Origin of the sequence: Staphylococcus sp. McC-251-APC-3A2 (assembly GCF_009695665.1) — a bacterium.
GTDB lineage: Bacteria > Bacillota > Bacilli > Staphylococcales > Staphylococcaceae > Staphylococcus > Staphylococcus cohnii.
Genome location: NZ_VUNO01000002.1, coordinates 144,566 through 163,096 on the forward strand (window position 1 = coordinate 144,566; position 18,531 = coordinate 163,096).

Sequence of the window (18,531 nt, forward strand, 5' to 3'; positions counted from 1 at the left end):
AAATAAGTAATCAGAACTTATTAAAATGATTATTGGGAGGCAATGCCGCATGAGTTACAGTATTGGGATGGATTTTGGTACAGCATCTGGTCGTGTATTTCTCGTAGATACCTCCAATGGTGAGATTATTTCTAGCTACATAGAAGCATATCCTCATGGTACAATTTCAGGTTCATTGAACGGCCATGATTTACCGCATAATTATTTTTTACAAAACGCTGAAGATTACACAAATATATTAGAAAAAGGTGTTCAACACGTTTTATCAGAAAGTAAAATTGATCCATCAAATGTAATTGGTATGGGAATCGATTTCACAAGTTGTACGATTGTCTTTTTAGATGAACATTTCAAACCATTACATACACATGAATCATTAAAAGATGAACCACATGCTTATGTTAAGCTTTGGAAACACCATGGTGCTCATGAAGAAGCGACATTTATGAAAAAAATAAATGACACATATAACGCAAATTGGTTAGACTTTTATGGTCATAGTGTTAATAGTGAATGGATGATTCCAAAAATATTAGAGGTTAAACACAAAGCGCCAGAAATTTTAGCGCAGAGTGCATATATTATGGAGGCTGGAGATTATATTGTTAGTTTATTAACCAATCGCAATATTCGTTCAAATTGTGGCATAGGGTTCAAAGGTTTTTACAACGAAAAAGATGGCTTTAATTATTCGTTTTTTGAAGCGGTAGATAAAGACTTACCTTCAATTGTAAAAAATAAATGTGAGGCACCAGTGATAAATATTGGCGAAAGTGCAGGGGCTTTAACTACTTATTATCAAAAATTATGGGGGCTATCAGATAAAGTTCAAATTTCTCCTTATATTATAGATGCTCATTCAGGAGTACTCGGCGTTGGTGCAATCGAACAGGGTGAATTTACACCTGTTATAGGTACTAGCACTTGTCATCTCATGCTCGACGCTAAGCAAGTTGCAATTCCTGCGATTACAGGATCAGTCAAAGATGCAATTATCCCAGGTTTATATGCTTATGAAGCTGGTCAAGCTGCAGTTGGTGATTTATTTAGTTATTCAGCTAGTCAGGCCCCAGCGTCCATAGTAAAACAAGCTGAAAAAGAAGGTATTACTATATTAGAACACTTAGAAAATTTAGCTTCTGAGATACCAATTCATCAACAGCACGTAACCGTTTTAGATTGGCATAATGGTAATCGTAGTATATTAAGCAACAGTAACCTTACTGGTAGTATCTTTGGCTTAACGTTACAAACACCATTCGAAATGATTCATCGTGCTTATATTGAAGCAACGGCTTTTGGGACTAAGTTAATTATGCAACAATTTGAAGATAACCAAATACCGGTTAATACTGTTTATGCTGCTGGTGGTATACCAATTAAAAGCGAATTACTCGTAGATATATATACTAATGTCTTAAATAAAGAAGTCGTCGTTATGGATTCTTCCAATGCTACAGCATTAGGTGCAGCAATGTTAGGTGCAAATGTAGGTGGTGCTTATCAAACACTTGAAGAAACAGTACATCATATGAAACAACCTGTTTATTACCCTTTACAGCCTGATCCAAAAAAGGTAAAACAATATGAAGTACTTTTTCAACGCTACAAAGCTTTGCATGACGTATTAGGAAAACATTATCCAAATTTATCATATATTAATAATTAAACTTTATAAAAACCCAATTATGACAAAAAACAGTCTAACAGTTTGACTTGTCATAATTGGGTTTATTTTAACTATTGCTCTCTATACATGTCATCAATTTTAGTATATTGGTTTGCATATTTATGGCTTGGACCATATTTATTTGTTTTTCGTTCACTATCCAAGCAACTAACGACTAGCGCATAAATACCAAAACCTATATAGAATGCGTATATCAATACGATGAAAATCACACTTGCCATATGATTGAAATCTGAATCTAGTAAAGCTATTACTGTAAATATGATATATGAAAATACTGAAATACCTAAATAAATAAGTGGTAGTAACATCGATCTACCTGTATCATGAAATCTTCTAATAAATATCGCCCAATTAGGTATTAAAGTAGCTAATCCGTACACAGCTATATATATCACACTGATAATAAGAAAGATTACGCTTATCATAATGACCGTTTCAGATTGAGAAGCAGCGGCGCTAATTAATGCAATCAAACCAATGAAATATACAACAAACGCTGGTACTAGAAAAATCATATGCCATAAAACCATATACCAATATTCACTTCTGCGTGCACGGCCTTTGAAGTTAAAATAATTTTTCCAAAATAGTTTTAATGCTTCTCCAAATCCAATTTTTCTTTCCAAATTGCTCCCCCCGTTTCAAGTACATTTGATATAATGTTCATTTAACTTTAATATAGTCATTGATACTTTAACTTATGAGTTTTTAATTTTTAGTAAACTTATAAGGTTATTCTACCAAAATTCTCACATGCTTGTAACACAATTTTACAATTTAATAAAAAATTTTTAAAAACATTTAATTTCAAAAACTATTATATGGAGGATTAATAAATGGATTTTTTACAACGTGATACAGTCACTATCGCCAAAGATTTATTAGGTGTGCGTGTCATTTTCGAAGATGATTTACATACATTTACTGGATACATCGTTGAAACTGAAGCCTATGTTGGTGAAAAGGATCAAGCCGCTCACGGATTTAATGGCAAACGCACACCCAAAGTAGAATCATTATATAAACTTGGTGGCACTATTTATGCCCATGTGATGCATACGCATTTACTCATCAACTTTGTAACACAATTAGAAGGTGTACCTGAAGGTGTCCTGATACGTGCTGTTGAACCAGAAGAGAATATTGAAGCTATGCGTTCAAATAGAAACAAAGATGGCTTTGAATTAACAAATGGCCCAGGAAAATGGACTAAAGCATTTAATATACCGAGACATTTGGATGGTTCACGATTAAATGAAGGCAATCTAAAAATAGATACTAAAAACCGTAAACATCCTAAACATATTGAGGAAACACCGAGAATTGGTATTCCTAATAAAGGTGAATGGACGCAAAAACCGCTTCGCTTTATTGTTAAAGGCAATCCCTACGTTTCAAGAATTTCAAAACGTACTACCATACCACCACAAGATACATGGCGTTAATAAAAGGGAAACAGAGATTAAAATTTAATATAATCTCTGCTTCCCTATAATATTATTAAATTATTTGAATTATAAACGCTCACTTTGAATGGCTAGTCTGTGATATATCATTTTCACTTTCTAATAATTAGCTTAATTAAAATAGAAATTATTTAGAAAGGTTTTTTTCTTTATCAAGTAAACCAAATTGTATCGTAATAACCGTACAAATGACAAATATCACAGGATAAAATGTGTATTGTAAAACTTCTATATAAGAAACATCTCCATATTGTTCAACCATTAACATACCACTATCATGCGGCAGTACCATTAAGGCACAACATGCGAATATATCTAATAAGCTTGCCATACGTTTAGGAGGTACCTTATATTCATCTCCAATTTCTTTAGCGATAGGCGCAGAAATTAAAATTGCTAACGTATTGTGTGATAAAGCAGCAGAAAGTACACCGGACATTAAACTAATCACATATTCTGCACTTTTTCGGCCTTTTGCTTTTTCTTTCATTGTTTTAATAATCCAATCAACACCGCCATAATAGCGAATTAATGCCACAAGTCCAGAAACTAAAAACGCCACAAGAAAAATAAGGAACATGCTTTCCATACCTTCACCAATAGCTTTTGTAAACTGGAATATGCCCAAATTGCCTTGAAGCAAACCAATGACACCTGCCATTATGATACCGATAATCAACACTAAAATCACATCCAAACCTGCGATTGCTGCTATAAGTACAAATAGATATGGCAGTATATTTATAAAATTAAAACTTAAGTCACCTTCCACTTTACCTGTTCCACCCACAACTGCATATATAACTGCAGTAATAAGTGCAGCAGGTAGCGCAATCAACACATTCATCTTAAATTTATCTTTCATCTTAGCACCGACGCCATTTGTAGCTGCAATCGTCGTATCTGAAATAATGGATAAGTTATCACCAAAATATGCACCTGCAATAACAGCGGCACCTGCTGCTGCGACACTTAAATCAGCAGCTTGAGCTACAGCAACACCTACTGGAATAAAAGCAGCTTGCGCCCCCGTAGAAGTACCTAACGTTAGCGCAGCAAAACCACTCATAATGAAAATACCAGGTATGAGTAGACTTGGTGGGATGACAGTAAGCCCCATATTCACCATTGCTGTCTTACCACCCATTTCCGAGGTAACGGTAGAAAAAGCGCCTGCTAATAACAGTATCAAGCCTAGATTAACAATACCTGAATTGCCTGCATGCGCTGTAAATATTTCTACTTTTTTAGAAAACTTCGTTTTTCTATCATAGCATGTCCAAGCGATAACGATGCCGATAAAAATAGCAACATGTCTTGGTAATTGATCAAACGCGTCTTCTTTACCCATTATGGTAAAAGTGAGTCCTACACCAATATATAACCCTAAAAATATGATTAATGGTAGAAGTGCTAAAACACCATATTGCTTATCACTTCTATTCAATTCCTGCATAACACTCCTCCTTATAAACCTAGTAATTTTATATGGCTTATAGTATATCAAAAAAGAAGCAAACACAGAAATTTAAAATTTCATCAATTCTCAGGCTAATAACAAAATAATTATAAATTATTTTCAATATCACTATAATTTTAATACGAAAACTAAAATATGAGCATAAGTCAAAATCGTTTTAGTGAATTGACTTTGATATGCTTATACTCACACAATGTAGCTTAATGCATACGATGTTATTTACTCATATTTTCAATTTTAGTTGATTTCTGCATTACCTGTGTCCGTTTCAATATGAATGAGGTTAGAGCCATTACCTACTTGTTTGTTTTTAAACAAGTGATTATTAATGTCCAGTTCTCCTACGTCGCTATCAAATTCTATGCGTGTGTTTTCAGGCTGATTATTCGTATATGCCATTGCTATGTTGCCTACATCCGTTTTCACTTTAATTGGTATATCAATAGGCGTGTCTTTGATATTGATTGATCCAGTATCAGCTTCGAACTCACCTGAATTAAATTGAGTCGTTGCCATATACATATCTGCAACATCAACTTCAGCAATTAAACGATCAAATTTAGCATGCGTGATATTTAATTTTCCAACATCTGCGTATAACTTAGCATAATCCGCTTTTATTTGATCAATCATAATCGAACCAGATTCAGTATTAACATTTAAATGGCTCAATGATTTAGGTAATGTGATAATGACATCATTATTTTTAAAGTCCATAAATGTAATATCGACATTGCTATCTAATGATTTATCTTTCACATATAACGTACCGTTTTTTATAGTAGTATCCATATTTATTTTGTCGTTAGAACCTCGTGATTCAACTTTAAGTTGATCACCTTTTTTAAGTTTTAAATTACTATTGTTCAAATCTATATTGAGATTTTTTACTTTATTTTCATCATATTCTTTATGATAATTCTCTGTGACTTCTTTCGACTTTTTACTTTCTACTTGAAATTGGTTTACTACACCAATGCCACAAACAATCGTTACAATTAATCCAATTACAAAAAGACTAATCAATGTTTTCTTCATGAAATCCCACTCCTTTTCACAACACTTATATTCCACTTGAGATACTTCACACAAATTAAATAAAATGCTTTAGAAATTAAATACGTAATCACAAATAACATTAATCCCATTCCAAACAGTGCACCTACTGCATATACATCAAAAAGTAATACATTTTCAAATCCACTTAAAAATCCTTTTACCAATAATAATATTGGACTTAAAACGAATGAAATTGTCGTTACAATTAATGAAACAACGATACTTAAAACGAAAATAAACGGTACTAAAATTACAAAGAAATTTAATATACTTAAACCCATCACTGCAAAAATGGCGTTCCCAACGTCGCCAAATTTTTTACTGTCAGCAGCTTTTTCTACAGCAGCTGTCGCATTCATTTCTTTAGCTAAAGTTCTAGGATCACCTAGTTCTTTTGAAATTTGTGCTTCTGTTTTACCTTCTTTTAATCCGCTATAAAAATGTGTTTCGTACTCATTTAAAATATCTTGTCGTTCTGCATCAGAATCATGTTTCAAATGTTTATGCAACTGTTTTAAAAATTCATTTTTAGTCATTCCATTCACTCTCCTTTATAAATACTTCTACAATATTCGAAAACGATCGCCATTCATGTAATAAGTCAACTAATCTGTCATTACCTTGGTCAGTCACTTTGTAATATTTCCTTGCTGGACCCTCTGAAGAAGGTTGGTAATATGTCGTGAGTTCTCCATTTTTCACTAATCTTCGTAGCAATGGGTACACTGTTCCTTCTGCAATACTCATATGTCTCGAAATATTTTGAACGAGCGAGTAACCGTACTGATCATCTCTTTTGATAATAAGTAGCACTATAAGCTCTAGCGCGCCCTTTTTAAATTGGCTATTCATATGTTACCTCCTATGTAAATCCAGTACTATACATTACACAGTAGCTGTCGAAAAGAATATAACACAGACTACTATACATTGCAAGGTACTGTGTTATAGATAAGTAGTGTATTCATTCTTCTAACATCTATTTTTGCGTATTAGACAAGAGAATGATTATCTGAAAATTACAAATAAAACAATCTCTATTTATTCTATTTAATATTTAATTCCAAACTAGATTTATACTATTTAAATATGTATAATAGATAGCATGGAGTTTTGTAAGCACTTTCTTTATTGTCATTTTGCACATGACTCCATCTATATAACCAGACACACAGGAGAGTTTCATTTGAAATTTAAGGGGGATTGAAAATGCTAGAGCTAGATGCAATTACTACTTTAGCAATCGCAAGTTTGTTATACCTTTTAGGTATATATATTGTTAATCATATTTCAATATTAAGAAGGCTTTGTATTCCTGCACCTGTTATCGGTGGTTTAATCTTCTCGATTTTAGTTGCAATATTACAATCTACTAATATCATAACAATCAAACTGGATTCTGAATTTATACAAAACTTCTTTATGCTTGCGTTCTTTACAACAATTGGATTAGGCGCTTCTTTAAAGTTATTACGCTTGGGTGGAAAAGTACTTATTTTATATTTTATATTTTGTGGTTTTCTTGCAGTCTTCCAAAACCTTATTAGTATTTCATTAGCAAAAGTATTAAACATACCACCATTATTAGGCTTGACAGCAGGTTCTATGTCTATGGAAGGTGGTCATGGTAATGCTGCCGCCTATGGTCAAACCATACGCGACATGGGCTTTGATTCTGCATTAACCGCAGCTTTAGCAGCAGCAACATTAGGTCTTGTAGCTGGTGGTTTAGTAGGTGGTCCAGTAGTGAAATTTTTAATCACTAAATATAATTTAAAATCTGAACATGCAGAAGAAACTACGACAGACTATGGTAACGTAAAATCTAATGAATACTTACATAATCGCATGAACCCTACTACCATCTTTTTCTTACAATTTACGATTGTAACCATTTGTATGGCTATTGGTTCATATTTAGGAAATACATTCTCTGATTTAACAGGTATTAACATTCCTATATATGTTGGTGCAATGTTTGTTGCGGTAATTATTCGAAATATTTCTGAATATAATAATTTAAATCTTATTGATATGAAATTCGTGGATAAAATTAGTGACATATCACTAAGCCTATTCTTATCTATCGCTTTGATGAGTATACAACTTACAGAAATATATCAATTGGCTTTACCTTTAATTATTATCGTTTTAATACAAGTCGTGTTTATCGTGCTATTCTCTATATTTATCGTGTTCCGCGGTTTAGGAAAAAATTACGATGCTGCTGTAATGATTGGTGGCTTTATTGGTCATGGTCTTGGTGCAACCCCAAATGCTATGGCAAACCTAGATGTAATTACCAAGAAATTCGGAGCTTCACCAAAATCATATCTTGTCGTACCAATTGTGGGCGCATTTTTAATTGATTTGCTTGGTGTCCCAATCGTTACTACATTTATCAATCTATTCTAATGATATAATTTGATTTTTAACATAAGAAAACCTGAGACATAATGTCTCAGGTTTTTTCTATAATAATTTCATATACGAAAATCAACACAGTAGTTAATGACCTAACCTACAAAAATGATTTCTTTATGAGATATTAATTAGAAATATCAATATTTCGCTGATCTATCCAAGATTGTAATTTAGGACCAAAGATCATTTTCGAACCTTTTAAATCATTTATTGTAGGCGCATTTAACATCGTCATAATTTTTTTCATATGTTCAGTAAATTGTTCTGTATAGTTTAGTGTTTCTGTAATACCATATTGTTCAACTTGATTTAAAAATGGTCGCGACATACCAACCGCACTCGCTCCAAGCGCTAAACATTTCACAGCATCTAAAGGAGAGCGCACGCCACCACTAGCAAGTATATCCATATCTTTTTGATAAGAAGTACTTTCTAATAATGATTCCACAGTCGTTTGTCCCCACATACTTAAATAGTCCATGTCCTTGTATGCACGTCTTTCATTTTCAATATCTACAAAGTTCGTACCACCACGTCCACTCACATCTACATATCTAATGCCAATTTCATATAAGTTTTTGATTGTTTCTTTACTCATGCCAAACCCTACTTCTTTGACAATTACTGGGACATTTACCCGTTCTACAATTTGCGCAAGATTGTCCATCCATGTAGAAAAGGTTCTATTACCTTCAGGCATGACTAATTCTTGTGGTGCATTGACATGTACTTGTAATGCTTGAGCATCTAGCAATTTTACTGATTCGACAGCTTTATCAACAGGTACATCGGCACCTACGTTACTAAATATAATCCCCTCTGGGTTTGTGTCACGCACGACTGTAAAAGATGATGCCATATCACTATTACGTAACGCTGCATGTGTAGAACCAACTGCCATTGCAATACCGCTTTCCCGAGCCACAATTGCCAATTTTTCATTAATTTGTTTCGTCCATTCACTGCCACCAGTCATCGCATTAATATAAAGTGGTTGACTAAGTGTAAAATCTTTTAGCGAATGCTCAAGATTAACATCACTTACATCTATACTCGGAATAGAATCATGTACAAATCTAATTTCATCAAAATCTGAGATTGTAGCATCCGTTTGTGCCATTGCAATCTCAACGTGTTCATTTTTTCTTTGTTCTCTTTTTAAATCGCTCATTGTTTACTCCAATCCTCAATAGTTATTTTACTCAAGTCAGTTTAAAACTGCATCATTAATATAATACTATGATATTAAAACCATTTTTCTTTTTTAAAATAAATCACACAACCTATACTAATACATAGCATAAGTGCTAAAACAAAATAATAACCATATTGCCATTTTAATTCTGGCATATTTATAAAATTCATACCATAAATACCTGTAATTAATGTCAATGGTAAAAAAACAACTGACACCAAGGTAAGGACCTGCATAATCCGATTCATTTTATATGAAGCATATGATGTCAAATTATCTTTTATTTCATTTGTCATTTCTTGGCATATTTTCAAAATATTTTGTTGTTTAATCATATGATCATCAATATGTTGAAGATAAAGTTTATCCTTGTCATCTAATAATAATAGGTTACTTTCTTTTAATTGATTAACTAATTCTGTCATTGGATAAATCACACGCTTTAATTTAATTAGCTCAGAACGTATTTTAAATACATTATCCATCGCAAATTTCATAGAACCATTCATATTTTCACTGTCTTCGAAGTCATATACCTTATCTTCGATGGCATAAACGAATTCAAAATAACGATCTACTAAACAATCTAACACCAAGATAAATATATATGTTGGGAGAATATTACGTATTGTTTGCGTTTTGAAAGTAGTTTCTATCTTCTTTAAAATATCAAATGGTTGATGATGGTATGTAATAAGTAAACGATCTTTTATAAAAATATTTAATGCTTTTGCATTAAAATTCTCGGTATCCACATCATGAACAACTATATACTGATATGTGTCATATGCTTTATATTTAGCTCTCGGTGTCCCGTTCACTGTATCATCAATTTCAAGTTTATTAAAGTTAAAACGTGTTTTTAAAAATGTATTTTCAGCCTCGGTTGGTTGGTTAAAATCACACCATATAAACTGCGCTGTTTCAGGAATGTCTTCTAAACAATTAACGCTTGCTAATGTATTTCCAGAAGATAAGTATCTAATTGTTATAGCCATAGGTCACCCCTATAATCATTTTCTTTATTTTATCATGAAATACTATTTGTGTATGTTATATACAATTTTTAGTAAACTTAGGTTAGCTTAAATAATATAAATATGTCTATTTTAACAATTAAAGTTTTAAAGGAGATGTAACAATGAAAAATCCTTTCACAATTTCCAACAATGTGACACCCGATATGATTGACCATAACGGTCATGTACATGATGCGAATTATAATATGGTCTTCAGCGAAGCTATCAATCAATTTAATTATACACATGGTTTATCTTTAGAAGAACGTACCAAGTTAAATTACACACTATTCACTGTTGAAGAACAAACAGCTTATTTATCTGAACTAACTGAAGATGACACATTTACCATTACAATTTACATCTATGATTATAATGAAAAAAGCTTACATTTCTTTTCCGTTATGACGAACCAAGACGGCAGCAATATAGCAACAAATGAAGCAATGATGTTAGGGATTGATCGCACAATCAACAAAACAGCGCCATTCCCTCAATCATTTGCTGACCAAATTAGCAATTATTATGATAACCAACAATTAATCGAATGGCCAAAACAATTAGGTCATAAAATCGGTATCTCAAGATAAGGAGTGATAAATATGTCACAAGGATTAATCGACACAATCAAAGTGCAACTTTATGATTTAAATGATGATATGAAAGCTGCACTTAGTGAACTCAATCAAAACAAACAGCTAGTCATTAATGGACCTGATAGTCAATTGATTAAACGCGGTTTTGATATTAGTTACTACCAAGGTCAAAAACAAGCTATAGATACTATTACTTCATTAGTGGAACAAATTGATGTAGAAGCAGCTTTTATACAGCGTTACACAACTTTTGTTCAAGAAGAAACACAACTATATGAAAAATATCTCTCGAAATTCAACAATATGGATATACCAACGCAAGATTTTAACGACTTTATAGCGCAATACTATAAGCTAAAAGGGACACAATCTATATTAACTGTCCTTGATACAACAATGAATGAACACCATTAATTGACCGAAATGTTTGAGCATATAAAAACAGAAGCAAGGCGATATCAACAAAATTATATTTGGTGTCTGCCCCGCCTCTGTTTTTAATTTTTCGTAGCCTTATCATCATTTTAAAAATCGAGTGTATGCTTCCACATTAACGTTTATCGTGAATTGTATTGACGATTTCTTTAACAACTTTATGCGATTCTCTAATAGGTAATAATGCGAATGCATTCACCATTTTTTTAAAAGTATACAGTTGAACTGGCTGACGCATATCTTCTAACATATAAGCCAATTTTTTCATATCTGGTAAGTAAATCTCTCTTCCGCCACCAAATATATATATGGGTGGTAAACCAAATAATTCTCCATTAATTGGTGATAACCTACTATCGTTTAATGGAAGATTTCCAGACCATACTTTCATAATTTTTTGTAAACCTTCTATATTTATGATGACATCTTTATCGATTAAATCATCTGTAATATTTTCATTATCCAATTGAGCATCTAGCATCGGTGAAAACAAATACAATTTAGCTGGTAAAGGTTGATTATTTGATTTTAACTGTTGCACAAAACTCAACGCCAATGCGCCTCCAGTTCCATCTCCCATCACAATAATATCTTCATTACTACATTCTGTTAATAATTGTTGGTACACTTTATGAATCGCAGCATAAGTATCCTCAACATGATATTTGGGTGCTTTTGGATAAATTGGCAAAATAACTTCATTTAAAGTACTTAACGCAAGTTTATCCATAAATCTCCAGTGAAATGCAGAAGGTTGTAAAATATTATATCCACCGTGAATATATAATATTTTCTTTTGTTGACTGTGTCTAAAGCGAAATCTGAACACCTGCATATCATCCATCATTTGTTTTTCTAAGTCTGATTTTACATTTAAAGTTTCAGGTTGCTTGTGCTTTTTTTCATTCATCGTTAATCTTTTTTGTAAAAATTTTTCAAAGCTTTGTTGGTCATCAAATATAATTGAACGATGTGGTAATAAATATTTATTAACAAATTTTGTTGTTAGTCTTGATTTCATTCATAATCATCCCTATCTTTTTTGTAACAAATTTTAGAATTATAGAATTTTTGTTTCAATTCAGTATTTAAAATAAATTATATGATAAAATAAAAATAATGACATAAAAACGAAGTTATAATAGATATTGAAGTTAAAAAATATGACCATTCATACTAAAAATTAAATTATTCAACTTCATTGGTTAAAATGTAACAGTTATTACATATTATAACAAAATAAAAGTCATAAAATAACTAGATCCCCATCTAATGTAATGAAAGGAGTAAGTTATGACCGCAAATAATCAGCAATTTAAAGATTTTGAACATACTTTAACGAGTGAAACAATGCAACGAGGCGCTCGTTATGGAAAAAAGAAAAAATCTTGGGTTAGCCTTATTATACAAGTTATCGTTTTAATCCTAGTTGCTATTTCAGGTTATAGTATGTTTAAGGAACCTATATTCAATTTAGTTTTTGTAGATAAAACAGTTAATTTTAAAGAATTAACAAATTTTCAAGAAACTATCAATAACTTAACGAATTTAAATATCAACGTTGAAAGTATCGATAACTTACAAACAAGCATTGATCGCTTGATACTTGTATTTTATGTATTTTTTATCGCTTGTATATTAAGTTTAATCTTAACCTTTTTTACGTTGTTTTTTAACAAAACTATATTGAAAATAGTTAACATGTTTATCATAGCGATCATGCTTGCAATTACTTTCGGTTTTTCTGCATTGATTAAAAATATTGCAACAAGAATTGCCGATTCAATGAATCAGTATTATATCACTGTTGATTCAGCTCAAATATTAACAGAGTCAAATGCAATCCATAACGCTTTTATTTTATTAAGTTGTAGTATCGCTTTACTATTAATTAGTTTATTTTTTAGAAATCGAAAACCTAGAATATAACTTCATTTAAACTTTACCAAAAAGCCGATACATATACTATCATAGATTACACCCGTAAATGAATGACTGAAAAAAATTCATTTGCGGGCTTTTTTTCTCCACTTAATCGATACACCAATCGGTAAAAGGATTTTAAAACAAGCAATTTTTCAAGACTATAATCAATATCATATATATTATCTAATTAACTTGCGAATTTATAAAAACGATTTAGCTTTCACTTATAATGTACATAAAATCAACTTAGCACAAGTTTTTATCCCAATCGCTTTAACTATATGAAAATATTAACTCAGACTGTATTAATAACAAAATAAGCGTCAATTTCTACGTAACTATTATAGAAATTGACGCTTATTCATTAATCAGTGATGTTACATCACTGTTTTTTCACTTATTCTTCATTTGAAATATAATGTGACTTGCCTTTTAAGAACAAACTCAAAATAAATGCCAAAGCACTTAATAAAGTGGCTATTAAGAAAGCACTATTTACACCATTAATAGAAGCAAGCTTTTGCACAAATTCTAAAACTTGAGAAGTTGCCATTTGTTCTCCACCCATTGCTTGAGCCATTTCTTGTAAACGGTCTTTAATAAATGGATTTGTTTTATCTAAATCTTGTGTATATGAGGCGATATGTTGTGTTGTTTGTGTAGACATTACTGTAACTAGTAAAGCCGTACCAATTGAACCTGCCAATTGTCTCAATGTATTAGATAAAGCATTGCCATGTGCTATGAGTCGTTGTGGCAACGCGTTCATACCAGCAGTCATTATTGGCATCATGATAAAACTCATACCAAATGATCGAATGATATAAATAACCATTAAGTGACCATACGTTGTATTCATGTTTAATTTTGTTAATTCCCACGTAGCATAGGTCATAATTGCTGTCCCTACTAAAGCTAGTGGTTTAATACCAATCGTATCTAATAATTTTCCTGCGATTGGACCCATGACACCCATTATTAAAGCACCTGGTAATAATAATAAACCTGATTGTACTGGTGTAAAGCCTCTTAAGTCTTGTAAATAAAGTGGTAATAAAATCATGCCACCAAATAAACTCATCGTTACAATCATGTTAATAACGGTTGTTAATGTAAAACCTGAATATTTTAAAACTTCCATACTTAGCATTGGCACACGCATTGTAAGCTCTCTAATTACAAAAGCAGTAATAAAAATGACACCAAGGATAAGAGATACTACAACAATTGGAGAACTCCAACTATTATTTCCTGCTTCACTGAAGCCATATAATAGCGCACCAAAACCTATTGTACTAAATATGATACCTGGAATATCTGCTTTAGGATTTGTAGTAACTTGATAAACTCTGAACCATATATATGCGATAGCTAATGAAATAAGTCCTATGATGAACATACCATAGAACATCACGTTCCAATGATAATTTTCTACAATATAACCTGACAATGTCGGACCTATAGCGGGTGCTAAAATCATTGCTATACCAAGTGTTCCCATTGCTGCGCCACGTTTTTCAGGTGGAAATATAGTCATAAATACATTTGTACCAAGTGGCATTAAGATACCTGCACCAATTGCTTGCAGTACACGGCCTACCATCATTATTGTAAATGAACCTGACATACCACATACTAAGGAACCTATTGTGAACAATGCCATCGCTATTAAGAATAATTTACGATACGAATATTTATTAAATAAATAAGCACTGATTGGTATCAGAATACCATTCACAAGCATAAATCCTGTCATAAGCCATTGACCTGTATTTGCTGAAATATTAAAATCAGTATTTATTTTAGGCAATGCAACATTTAATAACGTTTGATTCAAAATAGCTATAAACATACCGAAAATCATCGCTATTAAAACTTTGCCTTGAGAAGTGCCTTTTCCAAACATAAATGAACTATGTTTAGCTTTCAGCTTTTCATTTACTTGTGCTTCTTCAGAATTCGGATTGATTTGTTCATGATCCGAATCATGTTGTGTTGATGATTCAGAAGTGTCACTATTAGCGTGACTTGCATTCTCTGCCTTTTCTTCTGTAGTTTCACCTTTGTTTTGCTCTTGGTTTTCTGTTGTTGTTTTATCGTCTTTAACTTTAAATTTAGATTGATAACTTTCGTTAGAAGCAATGCTTTCATACTTAGATTGTTCCATTTTTCGGGTAGATTTTTGCTTATTTCTTTTCACGATAAAGAGATTAAGTCCACCGACAAGAATGAGCGCTATGACTACGTAAACAATAATGAAGGTCATTGTCATTTTAAGACCTCCTTAATTTTTATGAATTTTTACTTCAGCGTTCATTCCTGGAACAACATTTTTAGATGGTTTTGAATCTAGTGAAATTTTCACTGGTACCACTTGTGACACTTTTGTATAGTTGCCATCACTATTTGATGAAGGCATCATTGAAAAGCTTGAAGCAGTTGCTTTACCTACTTCTTCTACTTTACCTTTTAATTCAGCGTCTTCACCATCTAATTTAATATTTACATCTTTACCTTCTTCAACGTCTGCAATATCTTTTTCATCCACATTAGCAGTTATATAAGAATCATCTAAATTATAAGCGTAAGCGATTGGTGTGCCAGCTTGAGCCATTGAGCCTTCCATGCCATCAACTTTTACAATTGTGCCATCTTTAGGCATTTTAATACTCATATCTTGAGATTGACCACCTTCACCTTTAGCAGCAACCTCTGCAACTTTATCACCTTTGCTTAATTTTTCATTATTTTTAACATCAAGTGACTTGATTTCGCCAGAAGCTGGAGCTGACACCTTAATTTGTTCTCCATCCACTTTAGCATTATCTGTACTTACAAAAGATGTTGCTTGATTATAAAAATGGAATCCTACGACACCAATAATTACAAGCACAATAATGGTAATGACATTGATTAATACCATTTTCTTCATGATACTTTCCTCCTATTTGCATTTAAAATTCACCTTGTATATTATAAAGAGATGAAATTTAAAAGTATACCGACACTTAAATAAAATGTGTTGGGTACATTATTTATGTTCTATGAAGGAGTTATTATGAAACAAAATGCAAAACGAAAAATCATCCGTAATATGATTGCATTACTCGAGTTACATCCATTTGAAAATATAACTATCAAAATGTTATGCGCATATAGTGGTATAAATAGGACTACATTTTATGATTACTTCGTAGATAAATATGACCTTTTAGCTACAATACAATCACACCATATTCAAAAATATAAAACACTATTAGAAAATCTATATAAAAGTTCAGAAGAAATTGCAGATAATCACTCTAAACTATATCAATTTTTTCAAAATCATTTTGCGTTATATCAAACGTCATTATGGCTATTTCCATGCTATTTTAGTCACATATCCTAATCGTAATTTATTTTTTGAGTATATGCATGCAACGCGGGACACTTATATTAAAATTTTGGACGACTATACCGATGTATTAAACAAAAAACAATTTGTAATTTACGCACTAGGTGGTCAAATGGGCCTTGTTTATACTTGGATTAAAGAAGGATGTAATCAGTCGGTTAAAGATTTAGCTCAAATTTTATTAGCTAACACAATTAAGTTGAATCGTTAATAAATTATCTAATTATAAAGACTACTAAATTTCTACAAAATAATAGAAATTTAATAGTCTCATTATATTAACTAATTCGAACACATATATATAAAAATTGATACTATAATAGTGCGACATAATCTAGTATCTGTAGATCAACATGGTATACCAAAAGCAAATAGATTTTCACCAACCTCAATCACTCATGTAAAATAAATCAGCGTAAGACAGCAATTTAATTTATTTAAACGGATGTCATTGTCACACCATCTGCACTGAGGATTAAAGTTGAATTAACTTTAAGTATTTGAGCTGAAGCTCATGCATCAGTTACTGCCAATGTAACACCAAGATTTTACACATATGCACTTATGCTCTTTTCCTTGTTCTAAACACAAAGTAACTCATCACTTGCAGTAATATTAATAACAGACCCGCGATTATGATAATTGTGACATAAGGCACATAATTCCCTTCTCCCATTAAACCTACGAGCGGTGAAACCACCCCTCCTAATAAGTATTGCACAAGTCCAAGTAAACTTGATGCACTCCCATTACCTCCAGTACGTTCATCCATCGCAATAGAAAAACCAAGCGTTGCTACACCAGTAACTGGTGCAACAAGAATGATAAAACCTAAGAATAAAATCCATATTGAAAAATGGTTTAATAAAGTAATCGTTACACTTAAAATTCCTACTAATTGAATCAACGTCAAAATCCGTAACAATGTTTGTCGATTTATATAATCAACGAACTTACCAGTCAATTGACTTGAAATAATGAGACTAATACCAATAATTGCAAACATAATACTAAATTGCTGTGGAGACATACCATATATATGTTGCGTGATAAATGGAGAAGCTGAAATATAACTAAACAAGATGATAAATGTAACACCTTGAATCAACATTGGTAATACAAAACGTGGCGTTACTAATAATTGTTTAAAATTCTTAAATATAATTGCTATATGAGGACTGTCTCTATGTTCGATAGATAATGATTCTGGTACTTTAAACATAGTCCCCAAAAACATAAGTATCCCAAATAAAGTTAGTATGACAAAAACCATATGCCAAGTGGAAAATGATAAGATCACGCCACCTAAAGCAGGTGCTAACACAGGTGCCACACCATTGACTAACATAAGTAAAGCTAAAAATTTTGTTAATTGTTTGCCACTGTACAAATCGCTAGAAATCGCCCTAGAAATAACTGCGCCTGCGCCTCCACAAAAACCTTGTACAAACCTTAAAATAATCATCCACCATATATTGTTTACAAAAATAATACCTAAACTTGCTAATGTAAATAACAACATCGCAATCATAAGTGGTTGCTTACGCCCGATTGAATCAGAAAAAGGACCCGTGAATAAATTCCCAACGGCTAAACCAATCATAAATAAAGATAAAGTTAATTGTGAAGTTGAAGTTGTCGTATTAAAATCAGACTGAATTTGAGGTAAACCAGGTAAAAACATATCAATCGATAAGGCACCAATCGCAGTTAACGCACCTAGAATTAAAATAAAAATGAATGATTGCTTTTGTTGTTGATTATCTACCATTTTATAACTCCTTCAAAAATTACTTGAAATATCCAATTCGACGATATTTACACTTGTTTATGTATTGTTA

17 protein-coding genes and 1 pseudogene are annotated in these 18,531 nt (G+C 31.9%); 7 read left to right on the forward strand and 11 right to left on the reverse strand.

All coding sequences use genetic code 11. The annotated features are described in order from the left end of the window. Positions 1–49 precede the first annotated feature (49 nt). Positions 50–1,669, forward strand: coding sequence for a ribulokinase (locus FYJ81_RS05635; RefSeq protein ID WP_154409432.1), 1,620 nt, complete (start codon positions 50–52; stop codon positions 1,667–1,669). A 71-nt stretch (positions 1,670–1,740) separates the two neighbouring features. Here FYJ81_RS05635 and FYJ81_RS05640 read toward each other — a convergent pair whose 3' ends face one another. After that, positions 1,741–2,319 (reverse strand): DUF805 domain-containing protein, encoded by a 579-nt coding sequence (locus FYJ81_RS05640; protein ID WP_107505085.1) that lies wholly within the window; start codon positions 2,317–2,319, stop codon positions 1,741–1,743. Between the two features lie 210 nt (positions 2,320–2,529). Between FYJ81_RS05640 and FYJ81_RS05645 the strand changes: the two genes are divergently transcribed. After that, on the forward strand, positions 2,530–3,138 hold the full coding sequence (locus tag FYJ81_RS05645; RefSeq protein WP_107505086.1) for a DNA-3-methyladenine glycosylase: 609 nt from the start codon (positions 2,530–2,532) through the stop codon (positions 3,136–3,138). Positions 3,139–3,286: 148 nt separating this feature from the next. Here the strand turns inward: FYJ81_RS05645 and FYJ81_RS05650 are convergent, their stop codons facing one another. The 4 genes from FYJ81_RS05650 to FYJ81_RS05665 form a co-directional block, all read right to left on the reverse strand. Beyond that, positions 3,287–4,615, reverse strand: a complete 1,329-nt coding sequence (locus FYJ81_RS05650) for a Na+/H+ antiporter NhaC family protein (protein WP_107386389.1) — start codon at positions 4,613–4,615, stop codon at positions 3,287–3,289. 261 nt (positions 4,616–4,876) lie between these two features. Further along, positions 4,877–5,677 (reverse strand): DUF4097 family beta strand repeat-containing protein, encoded by an 801-nt coding sequence (locus FYJ81_RS05655; protein ID WP_107384619.1) that lies wholly within the window; start codon positions 5,675–5,677, stop codon positions 4,877–4,879. Continuing rightward, positions 5,674–6,234 (reverse strand): HAAS signaling domain-containing protein, encoded by a 561-nt coding sequence (locus FYJ81_RS05660; protein WP_107384618.1) that lies wholly within the window; start codon positions 6,232–6,234, stop codon positions 5,674–5,676. The genes FYJ81_RS05655 and FYJ81_RS05660 overlap by 4 nt, the downstream gene beginning before the upstream one ends. Then, on the reverse strand, positions 6,227–6,550 hold the full coding sequence (locus FYJ81_RS05665; protein WP_107384617.1) for a PadR family transcriptional regulator: 324 nt from the start codon (positions 6,548–6,550) through the stop codon (positions 6,227–6,229). Before FYJ81_RS05665 ends, FYJ81_RS05660 begins: the two co-directional genes overlap by 8 nt. 357 nt (positions 6,551–6,907) lie before the next feature. Between FYJ81_RS05665 and gltS the strand changes: the two genes are divergently transcribed. Beyond that, a complete protein-coding gene (gene gltS / locus FYJ81_RS05670; RefSeq protein ID WP_107384616.1) occupies positions 6,908–8,113 on the forward strand; it encodes a sodium/glutamate symporter in 1,206 nt (401 codons plus the stop codon). A gap of 133 nt (positions 8,114–8,246) precedes the next feature. Here gltS and fni read toward each other — a convergent pair whose 3' ends face one another. Continuing rightward, complete coding sequence (gene fni, locus FYJ81_RS05675) at positions 8,247–9,293, reverse strand: type 2 isopentenyl-diphosphate Delta-isomerase (RefSeq protein WP_107384615.1); 1,047 nt, start codon at positions 9,291–9,293, stop codon at positions 8,247–8,249. Positions 9,294–9,367: 74 nt separating this feature from the next. Beyond that, a complete protein-coding gene (gene corA / locus FYJ81_RS05680) occupies positions 9,368–10,315 on the reverse strand; it encodes a magnesium/cobalt transporter CorA (protein ID WP_107384614.1) in 948 nt (315 codons plus the stop codon). Between the two features lie 143 nt (positions 10,316–10,458). Between corA and FYJ81_RS05685 the strand changes: the two genes are divergently transcribed. Together FYJ81_RS05685 and FYJ81_RS05690 are read left to right on the forward strand one after the other, a co-directional pair. Then, complete coding sequence (locus tag FYJ81_RS05685) at positions 10,459–10,926, forward strand: thioesterase family protein (protein ID WP_107384613.1); 468 nt, start codon at positions 10,459–10,461, stop codon at positions 10,924–10,926. A gap of 12 nt (positions 10,927–10,938) precedes the next feature. Next, a complete protein-coding gene (locus FYJ81_RS05690; RefSeq protein WP_119535630.1) occupies positions 10,939–11,346 on the forward strand; it encodes a hypothetical protein in 408 nt (135 codons plus the stop codon). A gap of 136 nt (positions 11,347–11,482) precedes the next feature. Here the strand turns inward: FYJ81_RS05690 and FYJ81_RS05695 are convergent, their stop codons facing one another. Continuing rightward, positions 11,483–12,388, reverse strand: coding sequence for an alpha/beta hydrolase fold domain-containing protein (locus FYJ81_RS05695; protein ID WP_107524484.1), 906 nt, complete (start codon positions 12,386–12,388; stop codon positions 11,483–11,485). A 272-nt stretch (positions 12,389–12,660) separates the two neighbouring features. On the opposite strand from FYJ81_RS05695, the gene FYJ81_RS05700 reads away from it, so the two are divergent. Further along, complete coding sequence (locus FYJ81_RS05700; RefSeq protein ID WP_107505326.1) at positions 12,661–13,296, forward strand: hypothetical protein; 636 nt, start codon at positions 12,661–12,663, stop codon at positions 13,294–13,296. Positions 13,297–13,690: 394 nt separating this feature from the next. On the opposite strand, the gene FYJ81_RS05705 is transcribed toward FYJ81_RS05700, so the two are convergent. Both FYJ81_RS05705 and FYJ81_RS05710 read right to left on the reverse strand, forming a co-directional pair. Continuing rightward, a complete protein-coding gene (locus tag FYJ81_RS05705) occupies positions 13,691–15,565 on the reverse strand; it encodes a DHA2 family efflux MFS transporter permease subunit (RefSeq protein WP_107385692.1) in 1,875 nt (624 codons plus the stop codon). Between the two features lie 12 nt (positions 15,566–15,577). Then, the gene (locus FYJ81_RS05710) at positions 15,578–16,225 is read right to left on the reverse strand and encodes an HlyD family secretion protein (protein ID WP_154409433.1); all 648 of its coding nucleotides are present in this window, start codon (positions 16,223–16,225) and stop codon (positions 15,578–15,580) included. Positions 16,226–16,351: 126 nt separating this feature from the next. On the opposite strand from FYJ81_RS05710, the pseudogene FYJ81_RS05715 reads away from it, so the two are divergent. Then, positions 16,352–16,901, forward strand: a pseudogene (locus FYJ81_RS05715) (TetR/AcrR family transcriptional regulator). Positions 16,902–17,252: 351 nt separating this feature from the next. Here FYJ81_RS05715 and FYJ81_RS05720 read toward each other — a convergent pair. Then, entirely contained in the window at positions 17,253–18,461 is a 1,209-nt protein-coding gene (locus tag FYJ81_RS05720; RefSeq protein ID WP_154409434.1) for a multidrug effflux MFS transporter, read from the reverse strand. Positions 18,462–18,531 lie beyond the last annotated feature (70 nt).